This window comes from Brevundimonas sp. Br13 (assembly GCF_055391505.1).
Genome location: NZ_AP044008.1, coordinates 1,396,568 through 1,410,626, shown reverse-complemented (window position 1 = coordinate 1,410,626; position 14,059 = coordinate 1,396,568). Strand labels below are relative to the sequence as shown.

13 protein-coding genes are annotated in these 14,059 nt (G+C 66.5%); 4 read left to right on the top strand and 9 right to left on the bottom strand.

Annotated elements, in window-relative coordinates:
- Positions 1–5 precede the first annotated feature (5 nt).
- A complete protein-coding gene (locus ACZ5M6_RS06840) occupies positions 6–275 on the bottom strand; it encodes a hypothetical protein (protein WP_464159987.1) in 270 nt (89 codons plus the stop codon).
- A 265-nt stretch (positions 276–540) separates the two neighbouring features.
- On the opposite strand from ACZ5M6_RS06840, the gene ACZ5M6_RS06835 reads away from it, so the two are divergent.
- From ACZ5M6_RS06835 to ACZ5M6_RS06820, 4 genes are read left to right on the top strand one after another with little or no spacing between them, the layout of a single operon-like run.
- Positions 541–1,656 carry an inositol-3-phosphate synthase gene (locus tag ACZ5M6_RS06835; RefSeq protein WP_464159986.1) on the top strand — a complete coding sequence of 372 codons (1,116 nt, stop codon included), beginning with the start codon at positions 541–543 and terminating at the stop codon, positions 1,654–1,656.
- Positions 1,653–2,240, top strand: a complete 588-nt coding sequence (locus ACZ5M6_RS06830) for a histidine phosphatase family protein (protein WP_409615882.1) — start codon at positions 1,653–1,655, stop codon at positions 2,238–2,240. Before ACZ5M6_RS06835 ends, ACZ5M6_RS06830 begins: the two co-directional genes overlap by 4 nt.
- The gene (locus tag ACZ5M6_RS06825) at positions 2,233–3,024 is read left to right on the top strand and encodes a TIGR04290 family methyltransferase (RefSeq protein WP_464159985.1); all 792 of its coding nucleotides are present in this window, start codon (positions 2,233–2,235) and stop codon (positions 3,022–3,024) included. Before ACZ5M6_RS06830 ends, ACZ5M6_RS06825 begins: the two co-directional genes overlap by 8 nt.
- The gene (locus tag ACZ5M6_RS06820; protein ID WP_464159984.1) at positions 3,021–3,953 is read left to right on the top strand and encodes a glycoside hydrolase 5 family protein; all 933 of its coding nucleotides are present in this window, start codon (positions 3,021–3,023) and stop codon (positions 3,951–3,953) included. Before ACZ5M6_RS06825 ends, ACZ5M6_RS06820 begins: the two co-directional genes overlap by 4 nt.
- Here ACZ5M6_RS06820 and ACZ5M6_RS06815 read toward each other — a convergent pair.
- From ACZ5M6_RS06815 to ACZ5M6_RS06780, 8 genes are all read right to left on the bottom strand, one after another.
- Entirely contained in the window at positions 3,928–5,037 is a 1,110-nt protein-coding gene (locus ACZ5M6_RS06815) for a pectinesterase family protein (RefSeq protein WP_191555329.1), read from the bottom strand. The genes ACZ5M6_RS06820 and ACZ5M6_RS06815 overlap by 26 nt on opposite strands.
- Positions 5,038–5,110: 73 nt before the next feature.
- Entirely contained in the window at positions 5,111–8,089 is a 2,979-nt protein-coding gene (locus tag ACZ5M6_RS06810) for a TonB-dependent receptor (protein ID WP_336970614.1), read from the bottom strand.
- Positions 8,090–8,238: 149 nt separating this feature from the next.
- The gene (locus ACZ5M6_RS06805) at positions 8,239–9,177 is read right to left on the bottom strand and encodes a FecR family protein (protein WP_464159983.1); all 939 of its coding nucleotides are present in this window, start codon (positions 9,175–9,177) and stop codon (positions 8,239–8,241) included.
- Positions 9,174–9,734, bottom strand: a complete 561-nt coding sequence (locus ACZ5M6_RS06800; protein ID WP_228186374.1) for a sigma-70 family RNA polymerase sigma factor — start codon at positions 9,732–9,734, stop codon at positions 9,174–9,176. The genes ACZ5M6_RS06805 and ACZ5M6_RS06800 overlap by 4 nt, the downstream gene beginning before the upstream one ends.
- 94 nt (positions 9,735–9,828) lie before the next feature.
- Positions 9,829–11,136 carry a pectate lyase gene (pelA, locus tag ACZ5M6_RS06795; RefSeq protein ID WP_464159982.1) on the bottom strand — a complete coding sequence of 436 codons (1,308 nt, stop codon included), beginning with the start codon at positions 11,134–11,136 and terminating at the stop codon, positions 9,829–9,831.
- Between the two features lie 85 nt (positions 11,137–11,221).
- Complete coding sequence (gene lldD, locus ACZ5M6_RS06790) at positions 11,222–12,355, bottom strand: FMN-dependent L-lactate dehydrogenase LldD (RefSeq protein WP_464159981.1); 1,134 nt, start codon at positions 12,353–12,355, stop codon at positions 11,222–11,224.
- Between the two features lie 9 nt (positions 12,356–12,364).
- Entirely contained in the window at positions 12,365–13,126 is a 762-nt protein-coding gene (locus ACZ5M6_RS06785; RefSeq protein WP_464159980.1) for an SDR family NAD(P)-dependent oxidoreductase, read from the bottom strand.
- A gap of 29 nt (positions 13,127–13,155) precedes the next feature.
- The gene (locus ACZ5M6_RS06780; RefSeq protein ID WP_152949725.1) at positions 13,156–13,935 is read right to left on the bottom strand and encodes an IclR family transcriptional regulator; all 780 of its coding nucleotides are present in this window, start codon (positions 13,933–13,935) and stop codon (positions 13,156–13,158) included.
- Positions 13,936–14,059 lie beyond the last annotated feature (124 nt).

Here is a 14,059-nt window from a genome sequence, read left to right as displayed (position 1 = left end):
CCGGCTCAGCGCTGCACGAACTTGGAGAAACGGCTCGTCTCGCCGCCGCTCGTCTGGTCCTGCGCAAGCAAGGCCAGATCGCTGTCTTCGAAGATGCGAAAGAACTCGTCCCAGGAGATCTCCTCCAGCGCCTCTTCCTTGTCGCCGAAGTCGAACCTCAGCACACCGCCGCCGTCGGCGTCGGCCGTGCTGGCTACGCGAGAAGGCCTGGCGCCGAGGGCCTCGGCCCAGGCGCGGATATCGTCATGATCAGTCAGGCGGTTCGCTTCGGACATGGTGCAGCTCCGGCAGGTTCACCCGAGCAACAGCTTCTTCTACCGATCTGTTCCGATATTTGGAGCGTTCAATTTTGAACATACTGCGCGACCACTTTCCTTTTCGCCGTTTATTTCAATGTTTAAAATCCGACACAAGAACACCTATCTTCCGCTTCGATCCTTGATCTGACGGATACTTGGCCATTTCACGGAACCGGGAGCTTTGTAGATCCTTCCTCCTGCTGCGGCCGATCGGGCCGCGGAACGGCGAAGGGACCAGCCAATGCAACGAAAATCCGTTCGGATCGGCGTCGTGGGCGTGGGCAACTGCGCTTCGTCCTTCGTGCAGGGCCTGGCCCATTACGCGGCGGCCCCCAGCAACGCCCCTCCGCCCGGGCTGATGAACGTCGAACTCGGCGGTTATCGCATCGAAGACATGGAGATGGTCAGCGCCTTCGACATCCATGCGGCCAAGGTCGGCCGCGACCTGTCGGACGCCATCTTCGCCCCGCCGAACAACACCTTCCGCTTCGCCTCCCCCGGCCCCTCGGGCGTCACCGTCCAGCGCGGACCGACGTTGGACGGGATCGGCCGATACATGATCGACGACCTGGAAGAGAGCGCTGCTCCCCCCGTCGATGTGGCCCAAGCCTTACGGGACAGCGGAACCCAGGTGCTGGTTTCCTACCTGCCCGTGGGATCGCAAAAGGCCACCGAATATTACGCTGAACAGGCGCTGCGGGCCGGCTGCGCCTTCGTCAACTGCATTCCGGTCTTCATCGCTTCGGACCCAGCCTGGGCGAAGCGCTTCAGCGACGCCGGACTGCCCCTCGTCGGCGACGACATAAAGAGCCAGGTCGGCGCCACCATCGTTCACCGAGTTCTGGCCAATCTGATGCGTGAGCGGGGCGTGCGCGTGGATCGCACCTATCAGCTCAACTTCGGCGGCAACTCCGACTTCAAGAACATGCTGGAGCGCGAAAGACTGACGTCGAAGAAGATCTCCAAGACCCAGGCGGTCACCAGCCAGTTCGAGACGCCGCTGGCCGACGACGACGTCCATGTGGGCCCCAGTGATTTCGTCCCGTGGCTGACCGACCGCAAATGGGCGCACATCCGTCTGGAGGGCACCACCTTCGGCGACGTGCCGATCAGCATGGAGGTCAAGCTGGAGGTCTGGGACAGTCCCAACAGCGCAGGCGTCGTCATCGACGCCGTCCGGTGCGCCAAGGTGGCGATGGATCGCGGCGTATCCGGGCCTCTGATCGGGCCGTCCAGCTGGTTCATGAAATCCCCCCCGGAACAGTTCACGGACGAGGAGGCGCGCGAACGGACGCTGCGTTTTATCCGCGGCGACGAGCCCGCCCCTGCCCCGCGCGCCGCTCGCCTGGTCTCGTGACGATCATCCACCTGATCCGACACGGAGCCCACGACCTTGTGTCCCGACGGCTTTGCGGACGCACTCCTGGCGTGGGTCTGAGCGACACGGGAAGACGTCAAGCCGAGGCTTTGGCGCGCGCCCTCCCCCGACTTGATCGGGTGCTGACCAGCCCGTTGGACCGGACGAGAGAGACCGCCGCCGTGATAGCCGCCGCCCACTCTGGGCGGCTCGAAGAGGAAACCGCCTTGAACGAGATTGATTTCGGGGACTGGACCGGCCGGGATTTCGCCCAACTGGACGCCCTGCCCGAATGGCGCCGGTGGAACGCCGCTCGAGACCAGGGGCGGGCGCCGAACGGCGAGTCGATGCTGGAGGTCCAAGGCCGCCTGTCCCGCTGGCTGGAGACGATGGCGGCCGCCGACGCCGGAGCCGTGGCGGCGGTCAGCCACGCCGACGTGATCAAGTCGGTCGTAGCCCTGACTCTGGGGCTTTCGCTGCGACACCACGATCGGTTCGAGATCGCGCCGGGCTCGATCACCACCGTCTCGGCGACGCCGGAACACCTGTCCCTTCTTCGCCTGAATGAGGTTCCTCATGGCTGAACTCAGCGCCGCGCAGGTTCGCGCTCGGGTGGCCGAACTCGGCCCCTGGTTTCACAATATGGAGCTGAAGGGGGTTCGCACCGCGCCGGATCACTTCCTCCACGACTATCCCGCCAACAAGTTCGCCCGCTTCGCCCATGTGATCCCCGATGATCTGAGCGGCCGCAGCGTGCTCGATATCGGCTGCAACGCCGGCTTCTACTCGCTGGAGATGAAGCGGCGGGGGGCGGACCGGGTGCTGGGCGTCGATTTCGACGACCGCTATCTGGACCAGGCGCGGCTCGCCGCCGAGGTCGAAGACGCGGATATCGAGTTCCGCAAACTGTCCGTCTACGACTTGGCCAAACTCGGCGAACGGTTCGACCTCGTCATCTTCATGGGCGTCCTCTACCACCTGCGCCACCCGCTGCTGGCGCTGGACCTGATCCACGAGCACGTGGCCGACGACCTGCTTCTGTTCCAGTCGATGCAACGCGGCGCGAACGACATCTTTGAACCCGAAATCGACTACGACTTCAGCCAGACGGCCCATTTCGACCGCCCCGACTATCCGAAGCTGCACTTCATCGAGCACCGCTACGCCGGGGACTGGACCAACTGGTGGGCGCCCAACGCCTCGGCCAGCGCGGCCATGCTGCGCAGCGCGGGGTTCCAGGTGCTGGATCGACCGGAGGAGGAAGTCTTCCTGTGTCGCCGCACAGAACGACCGACCGAGGCCGGCGCCGTCTATCCCGCCCGCTCGCCCCTCAACGGCCATGACAAGACCAAGGAGCCGCGCCGATGATCGAGGCCGTCAAGATCTGGAACGAACCGAACAACAAGTCCCACTGGGACCCCCTGCTGGACCCCGAATGGGCGCGTTTCGCGGAAATGACGCGGCTGGCCGGGGCCGCTGTCCGGGCCGAGAATCCCACGGTGACCCGTGTCCTGGGCGGGATGTCTCCCATCGACCCTTCCTTCGTTCGGCGACTGGAGGAGATGGGGGTGATGGAGGCGATCGACGTGGTCGCCGTCCATGGTTTTCCCCTGGACTGGAACCTGTGGCCCATCGACGAATGGCCCGCGCGAATCGACGAGATCAAGGCGGTCACCGACAAGCCGGTCTGGGTGACGGAGGTCGGGGTCTCCGCCTTCGGCTCCGAAGAGGTCCAGGCTTGGGGTGTGAAAAAGACCGCCGAACTGCTGATCGGCAAGGCGCCCCGCATCCACTGGTACAGCCTGTACGACCTGCCCCGCACATGGGAGGCCACGACACGGCATCGGGAGGCTGAGGGGTCGTCCTACTACCGGCACTTCCACATGGGCCTGTTGCGAGAGGACGGCTCGCCCAAGGCCGCGCTGGAGGCCTTCCGGCCCTATGCGGCCTACATGGGGGTCTGCCAGTGGTTTCACTTCCAGGATCACAGGCTGGACAATGCGGTCCGATGGCTGAAGGACCTGGGCGTACGTCGGCTGCGCACCGGCCTGTCCTGGGCGGACCGTTATCGCGACGGCGCCCTGGACTGGTTCGACCGGCAGATGGAGACCTTAGCCGACTTCGACGTGACCGTGACCTTCTGCTTCACGCCCGAGCATCGCGGTCTGGAGCCCCACCACACCAGCCCGCCGCAGGTCGCCGAAGAGTTCGCAGACTTCTGCGCCGAGATGACCGCCCGCTATGCGCCGGCCAGACCGCAGGATGCGGCGATCAGCCCAGCACGACTGATCGCGTGATGCGCCCGGCCTCGTCTGCAGACAGGCGGCGCCCCCTCCCGAAGTCGGCGGCGCCCGGTCCGGTCGAGCCGAAGGTCGCGAAGCGCGCCTCCTCCGGCTGAAGCATGGTGCGCGGATTGCCGTCGCGCCCCGTGTACCACATCTCCGTCCAGCCCTCCCGGGCGATGTGGTCGTCCATCCAGCAGTCCACAAAGGCGGCCGCGCCGACGTAACGGGGATCGCCGTATCGCCCATCGGGAAAGGCGCTGGACGGCCGCCAGGGTCGGCCCAAGAAGACGGAGCCCGGACGAACATCGGCGTCCTTGGTCAACCGGCAGTCTTTGAAGACGAAGCCGAACGGCTGATCGATCGGGGTGCTGGGCGCGGTGACGTAACCCTCGATCGGATCGGCCGGACGTGTGCGCGATCGGATTTCGCAGCCTTCGAACCAGGCGCGCCCGCCGCCGAAGATGAAGTCATAGCTGCCCGTGATCAGACAACGGTCGAACAGGGTCGATCCCGCATCGGGGAACAGGGTGTCCTGGTAGCTGAGGATGTCGCAGGCGCGCACCACCGCCCGGTCGGAGCCCTTGTCCATCATCAGGGCGACCGCCTGAGGACCGGCGCCGTTGTGAGAGTGCAGGCCGTTCGACTTGGTCATCTCCGCCAGGCCGTCGAAGGCGTTGTTGATCGTCAGGGTCTCGGCGTGAAAATCCGGAGCGCGGACGAACAGAGTCGCGGTGCGGAAGGTGCCCCAGGGCCGCCCGTCCGGCGCCGCCAGTCCGGAGGCGGCTAGGTGGTTGATCACTGAACCGCTGCGGTCTTCACCGATCAGATGAACGAAGGGCTTGTCCACCACCACCTGTTCGGTCCAGATCCCGCGCGTGATCAGGATGCGGAACGGCCGCGTCCCATTCGCCGGGGCGGCGGCGATGGCGGCCGACAGGCTGGGATAGGCCGGGGCGGCGAAGTTGCGCCCCGAGGCGGGTTTCGCGACCACCGCATCATAGGCCCGCGCCGCCGACCAGGCGGGCGGACCGACCGCCGCGAGCGGCAAGGCGGCGCCGACGGCCAGGACAGAACGACGATGAAGCAGCGGTTTCATGGCGTCTCCGAATGAAAAGCGGGCGCCGACCGGCGAACCGGCCGACGCCCATCCTCGGGAGGGGAGAGGATGACTAGAAGCTGTAGCGGACGCCGAAGTTGTACTGCCGGCCGGTGTGCGAATAGACGTAGATGCTGTCGCGACGGCTGTCCGTATATTGCTCGTTGAAGGCGTCGGTCAGGTTCAGCCCTTCGAACGTCAGCTTGATGCGGTCGTTCAGGGCGTAGGAGGCCGAGGCGTCCACCGTGACGATGTCGCGCACCCCGTCGATGTCGTTGGTGCTGGTCCCGCTGGGCACGGCCGTCAGATAGCGGTCGCGATAGGCGGCCGAGACGCGGGCGCTGAACCGATCGTCCTCATAATAGAGGGTGGCGTTATAGGCGGTCTTCGACAGGCCGATCAGGTCGTTCTCGACAAAGCCGGTCGGGGACCGCGACGAGATGTAGCTGATCTTGGAATCGACCAGGGTGACGTTGAAGATGGCGCCCAGGTTGTCGAAGGGGCCGGGCAGGAAGCTGAACGGCTGCTGATAGCTGACTTCGATCCCCTTCAGCGGACCGCCCTCGGTGTTGACCGGCTGGCTGAACAGGAAGACGTCGCTGGGCGAGACCCCCAGGCCGTTCAGCAGTTCGAGCGGCAGACCCGACTCATTGAACGGGCGCGAGGTCCTGGACGTCTGAATGTAACTGTCGATGTCCTTGTAGAACAGACCGACCGACAGCAGGGCTTCCGGCGCGAAATACCACTCGGCCGAAAGGTCGTAGGTGGTGGCCCGGATGGGGTCCAGATAGGGGTTGCCCGAGCTGACGCTGAAGACGCCCACGGTGCTGAGGCTGCCCCCGGGCGTGACACTGCCCAGGTTCGGACGGGTCATGACCTTGGCCGCGCCGAAGCGGACCAGGAAGTCCGGCGTCACTTCAGCAGTGACGTTCAGGGCGGGCAGGACGTCGTCATAGTCGCGGTCCACCGTCGTCTGCTGCGCCGCTCCGGCGACCAGCTGATAGCCGGTCGAGCTCTGTTCCGTCTTCACATAGCGCACCCCCACGTCGCCGCGGATCGGCACGCCGGCCAGTTCGGTGGTGAAGTCCAGTTGCAGATAGGCGGCCGAATCCTTCTCCGTCACGCTGCGGATATTGCCGCGCGCATTGCTGTTGGACGCCCCGCTCAGCTCGAACAGGCCCGTGTTGCTGTAGATGTCGAACAGGTCCGCGAAGGCCTGAAGGTTCGGCGCGATCCAGCTGGTGACCGTTCCGGCCGGCGCGTCCAGGTTCCGGCCGAAGCCGCTGACCAGTTCGGTCAGGCTGGCCAGGGTCACCCCGGCCGGCAACTGGGGCACCACGCCTTCATTGACCCGCGCCAAGGCCCAGGAATCGAACTCATATTCCTTGTAGTTGACGCCGGCCTTCAGGGTCAGGGACGGATTGAAATCATAGCCGGCGTCAAACTGGGCTGTCTTGATGGTGTTGGTCACGCCCTGAGGCCGCAGACGGATTTCCGAGCGGGCGGCGCCGAAATTATAGGCCAGCGGATCGGTGACGTCATAGCCGAAGCCGATCAGCGGCGCGTTCCGGTTCTCACGGTAGTCGTAGAAATAGTTATCCGAATTCTCGCGGTTCAGGATGACCGTGGTCTGGATCGGATTGTCGAAGTCCGACTTGGAGTAGCCGACCAGACCCTTCACCCGGAAGCGGTCGCTGAAGTCGTGCTCCAGGCTCAGCGTCGCCTGAGTGTATTTTGTGTCCAACTCGTCAAAGCGGGTTTCGGTCTCCACATCGACGTCGTCGAACAGCCCATAGACCATGTCGCCGTTCGCATCGATGACGCCGTCGCGAACGATGATTTCGGGCCGGCCGCCCTGGGAAGCGTTGCGGGCGAAGGACAGGGCTTCCAGCCAGTTCTCCTGACGCGTCGCCTTGAAATCGGAATAGAGGAGATCAAGGTTGATCAGCGTCTGTTCCTGCGGGCGGAACTGCAGCGAACCCGTCAGGCCCAGCCGCTCCTGATCATGGGTCAGACGGCCGTAGCGGGGAAAGCGCGGCGAATAGACGTCCGCCCGGCGCGCATCGGCGAAGGGTGAAGCCGGATTGTATCCGCCCGCCTCGGTTCCGTTCAGCCAGCCGCCGGACCCGTGGCCTTCCTCCAGCAGACGCCGCTTGGTGTAGGCGACCGAGACCAGGGCGCCCAGGCGGCCGTCCATCCAGGTGTTGCTGGCCAGGGCGGCGAACCGGGGGTCCCATTCCTGCGACAGATCATTGTAGCCGTATTGACCCGACAGGACCAGGTTGGCGCCGGCGTAGTCGAAGGGCCGGCCGGTCTGCAGATCCACCGTCGCCCCGAGCGAGCCCTCCTCCGTCTCGGCCGAGGCCGTCTTGCGCACGGTGATGCTGTTGAAGAGTTCCGAGGCGAAGACGTTGAAATCGAAGGCGCGGTTGCGGTTGGCGCCGCCCGAGCTGTCGGTGCCCGAGGCCGTGCTCTGACCCTCCACGCCGTTGATGCGCACACGGGTGAACTGCGGTCCCAGGCCGCGCACGGTGATCTGTCGGCCCTCGCCGGCGTCGCGGGCGATGGAGACGCCCGGCACCCGCTGGATGGACTCCGCCAGGTTTGCGTCCGGGAAGTCGGCCATGTCCTCGGCCTTGATGACGTCCACGACGCCGTTGGCGCGGCGCTTGGTCGTCAGGGCGCTGCTGAGCGAGGCGCGGAAACCGGTTACCACAATCGAGTCGACTTCAGAGACCGGATCCTGCGTCTCATCCCCCTGGGCGACGCGGGTGTCGCGGGCGAGGACGGCGGTCCGTCCGTCGTTGGACGCGACGACGAGGTTGGTGCCGGCGAGCAGTCGGTCCAGGCCCTGCTGCACGGTAAGGACCCCCTGAACCGCGCCGGTCTGCTGCCCCGCCACGGCGTCAGAGGACGCCAGGAGCTGGAGATCCGCCTGCCGGGCGAAGGCCGGCACGCCGGTCGCGGCGGGCTGGGCCGGCACGTTGAACTGCCGCGTCTGGGCGTGGGCGGCTCCGGCCGAAGCCAGGGCGATGGTGCTGACGGCGATCATGAGCGACGCGCGAGCGTCGAATTGTGGCGCGAATGGCATGCGCAGGCCCTCCCTTATCTGTTTCCTGTTCCCGGACCCTTCTGACGAGGGTTCCATTCAAGCGATGCTCAGGCGCGGACTTTCCGTCACGCGCCCGTCATTTTTCTTCTTCAGCCGCCCAAGACGATGACGGTGTCGGCAACCTGGACCGATGCGCCGTGCGCGACGGCGACCGCCCGTGCGAAGCTGTCGGGCTCGTTCGTGCGGAACCAGCCCACCACACGGCGCCCCTCCAGGGCCGGGTCGCTGATGATGATCTTGCGGCTGTTGTAGCGATTGAACTCGGCGGCGGCGGCGGCGACCGTGTCGCCGTCAAGCACCACCTGACCGTCGCGCCAGGCCAGGGCGCGCTCCGCCTCCAGGGGCCGGCTGACGGGACGCGCCGCGCCGGCCTTGTCGCCAATGAAGACCTGTTCGCCCGCCTTGACGCGCCGCCGTGCGCCGCCGGGGTCGTCGACGCTCCAGACCTCGACGACGCCTTCGGTCACCATGACCTGGGCGCCGATGCTCTTGCGGCGCACGGAAAAGGCGGTGCCGACCGCCTGCACCCGCACCGCGCCGGCCTCGACGACGAAGGGGCGGGCGGCGTCCTTGGCGACCTGGAACCAGGCCTCGCCGCGCTCGATCGCGACCTCGCGGCGGCGCGGCTTCAGGCTGACCTCGACCACCGTATCGGTGTTGATCGCGGCCAGAGAGCCATCCTCCAGGGGCACCCGGCGGATCTCGCCCAGACGAGTGGACAGTCGCTGGCGTTGCAGGGCCGAGACGAAAACACCGCCGGCCGTCAGCGAGGCGGCCAAGCCGGCCGCCCCCGCCAGGACCCAGCGCCGGGCCGGCCGACCTGTCGTCGCCCCGGGTTCAGCCGCCTGGGCGGGCGCGGCGGCTAGACAATAGGCGGCCTGCGCTCGCGCCAGCGCTCCGCGGTGACGCCGATCCTGGGTCAGCCAGGTCTCCAAGGCCGCGCGTTCGACGTCCGGCAGCGGGCGATCCAGCTTCACCGCCCAGGCGGCCGCTTCCGCATCGATCGGATTCAGGTCGGAAGCGCTCATGCCTTGCGCCTCGTCATGCCCGGCGCCTCGTCCGCGGCCAGGGCGGCCAGAATCGCCTTCAGCCCACGCGCGGCTTCGTTCTCGACCACGTTCTCGCTGACACCCAGTCGGCGTGCGATCTCCCGCTGCGACAGACCCAGAATGCGCCGCATCTCGAAGATGCGCCGGCATCGGTCGGGCAGACGGCTGATGATCTGCATCACGCGTTCAAGTTCCTTGCGCCCGGCCGCAATACGCTCCGGAGACGGTTCGTCCCACTCGATGTTCAGACCGTCGATTTCCGTCACGGTTTCGAACCGAACGACGCGTTGCCGACGCAGCTGTTCGAGAACGATCGACCGGGCGGTCTGGAAGAAGTAGGCGCGGGGGCTGCGGATGCGGCCTGGATCGTCCAGATCGACCAGTCGGCAATAGGCCTCCTGGATCACATCGTCCGTTTCGGAGGCGGCGACCAAGGACTGGGCAAGCCAGCGGCGGACGTCCGCCTCATGCGGCAGAACCTCGCGCGCCAGCCAGCGCACGGCCTCGTCGCTTGGAATGCTCAGTCTGGTCGCCACAGGCCCCTCCATCTGATGACGATGAGCGGCGCGACCGTTTCCGTCAAAGGCCGCCGAACGAGGGAAAAAAAGTTCGACGGCCGAAGGCCCCCGATCAGCCGTTCTCCGCCGACCAGACGGCGTACAGATCAAGCGCCCGTTGCGGCGAGGTGATCCACCAGGAATAGCCGTTGCGCCGCCCGATCGAAATCTCGTTCACGTCGTCGTGGATGGTCTGGTCCTTGTCGCCGAAGATCGGCCGTCCGGTCACCAGATCATAGTTGCGCGACCAGATCGGACCGGCGCCGGGCTTGTCGATCAGTTTGCGGCCCTGATCCGTCATTTCGAACGACTTGTCGTAGACCCGGACCGCCTCCAGCCAAGCCGCCGCGCCGCGCACGGCCGCCTTGACCTCGGCGGAAGGGTTCGGCTCGCGCATCAGGAAGATCAGGATGTCGGTGGTTTCGCCGCTGGCGATGGAGCGAGGCTCATAGTTGCGGGCGCTGGTCGGAACCAGGCGCATCGGCTCCACCTGCTGAGGCCAGCCCAGCAGGCGATCGCCCTGACGCACCTGGGCCGCCAAAATGACTTCGACCGCCTTGTGCGTCGCCTCCCCTGCACGGGACTTCAAATCGTTCGAAACGAAGTCGAAGCCCTCGCGTCCCTGCGACACGTCCCGCAGCAGCATGGCGGCGTTGGCGACAGCGTTGTCGTTGAAGGTGATGGAATCGTGGAAGCCGCCTTCCAGAGGCCAGATCTGCGGCCAGCCGCCGTTCGGATATTGGGCGTTCAACAGATAGCGCACGCCGCGCTCGATACTGGCGCGCCAGGCGTCGCCCTGGGCGCCCGGGGCGTGGGCCGCGACCTTGGCCAGGAAGCGCATCTCCGTCCAGGTCGCCTCATTGTCGAGGGTGCCGACGAAGGTCCAGAACCGGTCCGCGGGGGCGTCGAAATTGGCGGGATTCTGCTCCATGGTCTCGGCGTCGTTCGAGAACCGCTGACCGGGCAGACGGGCGATCGTCCGATCCTGGTTCTTGCTCCACCCGCCGGCCGGCGTCTGGAAGCTGACGATGGCGTCGGCGATCCGGCGAGCCTGCGCCGATCCGTACCAATCCGACGCCCGGTCCAGAGGCATGTTGTACTGGCTGGGCCCCACGGCCTGAGGCGGCGGCGGCGGAGTCGCGCCAGGCGGCAGTTCGGCGGCCAGAGCCGCCCGGTCCGCCAGGTGCTGGGCCTGGGAACGAGCCAGATACTCGACCCAGGCGCCGCGCTCCCCATCCGGCAGGGCGCCGATCCGATCAATGGTCAGACCGACGGCCGGGGTGTTCAGGCGAAGAACCTCGGCCTCAGCCGGCGCTCCGGCCATGGCGACCAGGGTCAGAGCCCCCAGGGCGGTGAAGGATCGGGTAAAGACAGAACTCACGAGCGTACTCCCAATATTTTGGGAAACACTTCTACATAATGAAACATGAGACGCAACCGCCCGCCGTTGGGCGGCCCCTGCGCCGTCACTCCACGATCAGAGTGCGATCAAGGGCGGAGACGGACTTGGCTCCCGTCAGGGTCATGGCCACGCGCATCTCCTTTTCGAACAGATCGAGAAGGTCGCCCACGCCCGCCTGCCCCCGCGCCGCCAGGGCGTAGATGAAGGCGCGCCCTAACATCACGGCGTCCGCGCCGAGCGCCAGGGCCCGCACCACGTCTAGGCCGTTGCGGATGCCGGAATCCACGAGGATCTTCAGGTCGCCCTGAACCGCGTCGGCGATGGCCGGCAAGGCCCGCGCCGAGGAGAGAACGCCGTCCAGCTGACGCCCGCCATGGTTCGACACAACGATCCCGTCGGCGCCGAAGGCCACGGCGTCACGCGCATCCTGGGGATCCAGGACGCCCTTGATGATCATGGGACCGTCCCAGGCGTCGCGGATCCACTGAAGATCCTTCCACGAGATCGACGGATCGAAATTGGCGCCCAGCCAGCCGATATAGTCGGCCAGACCCGTCGCCTTGCCCAGATATCGGGAAACGTTGCCCAGGTCGTGCGGCCGCCCCCTCACCCCGACGTCCCAGGCCCAGGCGGGATGGGTCATGGCCTGGATCATGCGGCGCATCTCGGCGTGGGGCCCGCTCATGCCGGAATGGGCGTCGCGATAGCGGGCGCCGGGGGTAGGCATGTCGACGGTGAAGACCAGGGTCTTCACCCCCGCCGCCTTCGCCCTTTCCAGGGCGTTCTTCATGAAGCCCCGATCACGCAGCACATACAGCTGGAACCACATCGGCCGGTCGATGGCGGGCGCCACCTCTTCGATGGGGCAGACCGAGACGGTGGACAGGGTGAAGGGCACGCCGCGCGACGCCGCCGCCCGGGCCGCCTGCACCTCGCCGCGCCGGGCGTACATGCCCGTCAGGCCGACCGGCGCCAGGACGATCGGCAGACGCAGGGTCTCGTCGAACAGTGGCGTCTCCAGGCTGAGGCTGGACATGTCCTGCAACACCCGCTGGCGCAGGGCGACGTCGCGCCAGTCCTCGACGTTGCGGCGCAGGGTGTGTTCGGCATAGGCGCCGCCGTCGATATAGTGAAACAGGAAGGGCGGCAGCTTGCGCCGCGCGGCCTCGCGGTAATCGCTGGGCGACGAGATGATCATGGGCCGGTCTTACTGGAAGTTGGCGAAGGCCCCGCCGTCGACCAGCAGGGCGGCGCCGGACATGTAGCCCGCCATGTCCGAAGCCAGGAAGGCGACCACCGAGGCGACGTCCTCGGGCCGACCCAGCCGCCCCAGCGGAATCCGCCCTTCCATATAGGTCCGCTTGGCGGGATCGGACAGGTCGTCCTTATTGATGTCGGTGGCGATGGTGCCGGGCAGGACCGAGTTGCAGCGAATGCCGTATTGGCCCAGGGCCACGGCGCAGGACTGCATCAGGCTGTGAACCCCGGCCTTGGTCGGGGTGTAGTGGGTCTGCATCTCGCCGCCGACCAGGGCCGAGATGGAGCTGATCGCCACGATGGCCCCGCCGTCGCCCTGGTTCACCATCTGGTTGGCGGCGGCCTGGGTCATGAAATAGGCCCCGTGCAGATTGACCTCCATGGTCCGGCGCAGGGTCTCGACCGGCATGTCCAGGAAGGCGTGGAAGGGACAGATGCCGGCATTGGAGACGAAGACGTCCACCCGACCCAGGGCCTGAACCGACCGGTCGATGAAGTCGGCGGCGCTGTCCGGCAAGGCCACATCGCCGTCGACGGCGACGGCCCGGCGGCCCAGCCGCTCGATCTCGGCGACGACATCTGCGGCGGCCTCGGCGTCGCGAAAGGTGTTGATCGCCACGTCTGCGCCCTGGCGCGCGGCCTCGATCGCGGTCGCCCGTCCGATGCCTCGCGACGCCCCGGTGATCAGGACGACCTTGTTCTCAAGCAGCATGGGGGCTCCAGCGGTTCTGTGGGTTTGGATCAGGTTTTGGGCGACCAGCCGAGGTCGGCGCTGATGGCGTCAGCGGCCTCCGTCACGGTCTTGGTCAGTTCGCTCATTCGCGCGTCGGACATGTATTGAGCGGCCGAGGAGACGCTGAGGGCCGCGACGATTCGGCCGTCGACCGAGCGGATCGGAGCAGCGACGCAGCGGATCTGGTCTTCGTTCTCCTCAAGATCGAAGGCGTAGCCCTTCTGGGCGTAGCCGCGCATCCGCTCCAGCCAGACGGCGCGGGCGGCCGAGTCGAACTTGGCGTCCGGCTCGGCGTAGAAATCGATCCACTCCGCCTCGGTCTTGTCCAGGATCAGCGCCTTGCCCAGGCCGGTCGAGGCGATGGGGTGACGTTCGCCCAGGCGCGAACCGATGTTGATGCGGCGACGTCCGGCCACCTTGTCCAGATAGAGGGCATGGCGGCCGTCCAGCACGCCCAGATGCACCGTGTCGTCCGTGGCGGCCGACAGCTGCTCCAGCCAGGGTCGGGCGACGCGCGGCAGATGCATCTGCTGGCTGGCGGCGTGCCCCAGCTCCAGCAGTTTCGGCCCCAGGGAATAGCCCTCGCGCGGCCGGAACGACAGCAGACGACGCTCGACCAGGGCCGAGGCCAGGCGGTGGGTGGTGCTGCGGGTCAGATCCAGTTTTTCCGACAGTTCGGCCAGCGGCAGGGAGCCTTCGATCAAGGCGTCGATGACGTCCAGACCGCGCAGCAGGGTCTGGCTGCCGGACGCCTTGGCCCCCGCCTCTTCTTCACCTGCGACCTGCATGGTCTTGATTGACGCCGTTCGTCCCATTTCGTAATCCTCATTCTCAGAATGTAGCAAAACGCGCAAGTCGTCCAAAGCTATGCAGGGAACCTTGGCGTGTCGCAGGGAGGAAAGCCAGTGAAAT

Bases quoted from the DNA above. Each gene is read 5' to 3' on its own strand.
- ACZ5M6_RS06780 (WP_152949725.1), bottom strand. From the start codon at position 13,935: ATGCAGGTCGCAGGTGAAGAAGAGGCGGGGGCCAAGGCGTCCGGCAGC.
- ACZ5M6_RS06785 (WP_464159980.1), bottom strand. From the start codon at position 13,126: ATGCTGCTTGAGAACAAGGTCGTCCTGATCACCGGGGCGTCGCGAGGC.
- ACZ5M6_RS06815 (WP_191555329.1), bottom strand. From the start codon at position 5,037: ATGAAACCGCTGCTTCATCGTCGTTCTGTCCTGGCCGTCGGCGCCGCC.
- ACZ5M6_RS06840 (WP_464159987.1), bottom strand. From the start codon at position 275: ATGTCCGAAGCGAACCGCCTGACTGATCATGACGATATCCGCGCCTGG.
- ACZ5M6_RS06835 (WP_464159986.1), top strand. From the start codon at position 541: ATGCAACGAAAATCCGTTCGGATCGGCGTCGTGGGCGTGGGCAACTGC.
- ACZ5M6_RS06810 (WP_336970614.1), bottom strand. From the start codon at position 8,089: ATGATCGCCGTCAGCACCATCGCCCTGGCTTCGGCCGGAGCCGCCCAC.
- ACZ5M6_RS06805 (WP_464159983.1), bottom strand. From the start codon at position 9,177: ATGAGCGCTTCCGACCTGAATCCGATCGATGCGGAAGCGGCCGCCTGG.
- ACZ5M6_RS06825 (WP_464159985.1), top strand. From the start codon at position 2,233: ATGGCTGAACTCAGCGCCGCGCAGGTTCGCGCTCGGGTGGCCGAACTC.
- ACZ5M6_RS06820 (WP_464159984.1), top strand. From the start codon at position 3,021: ATGATCGAGGCCGTCAAGATCTGGAACGAACCGAACAACAAGTCCCAC.
- lldD (WP_464159981.1), bottom strand. From the start codon at position 12,355: ATGATCATCTCGTCGCCCAGCGATTACCGCGAGGCCGCGCGGCGCAAG.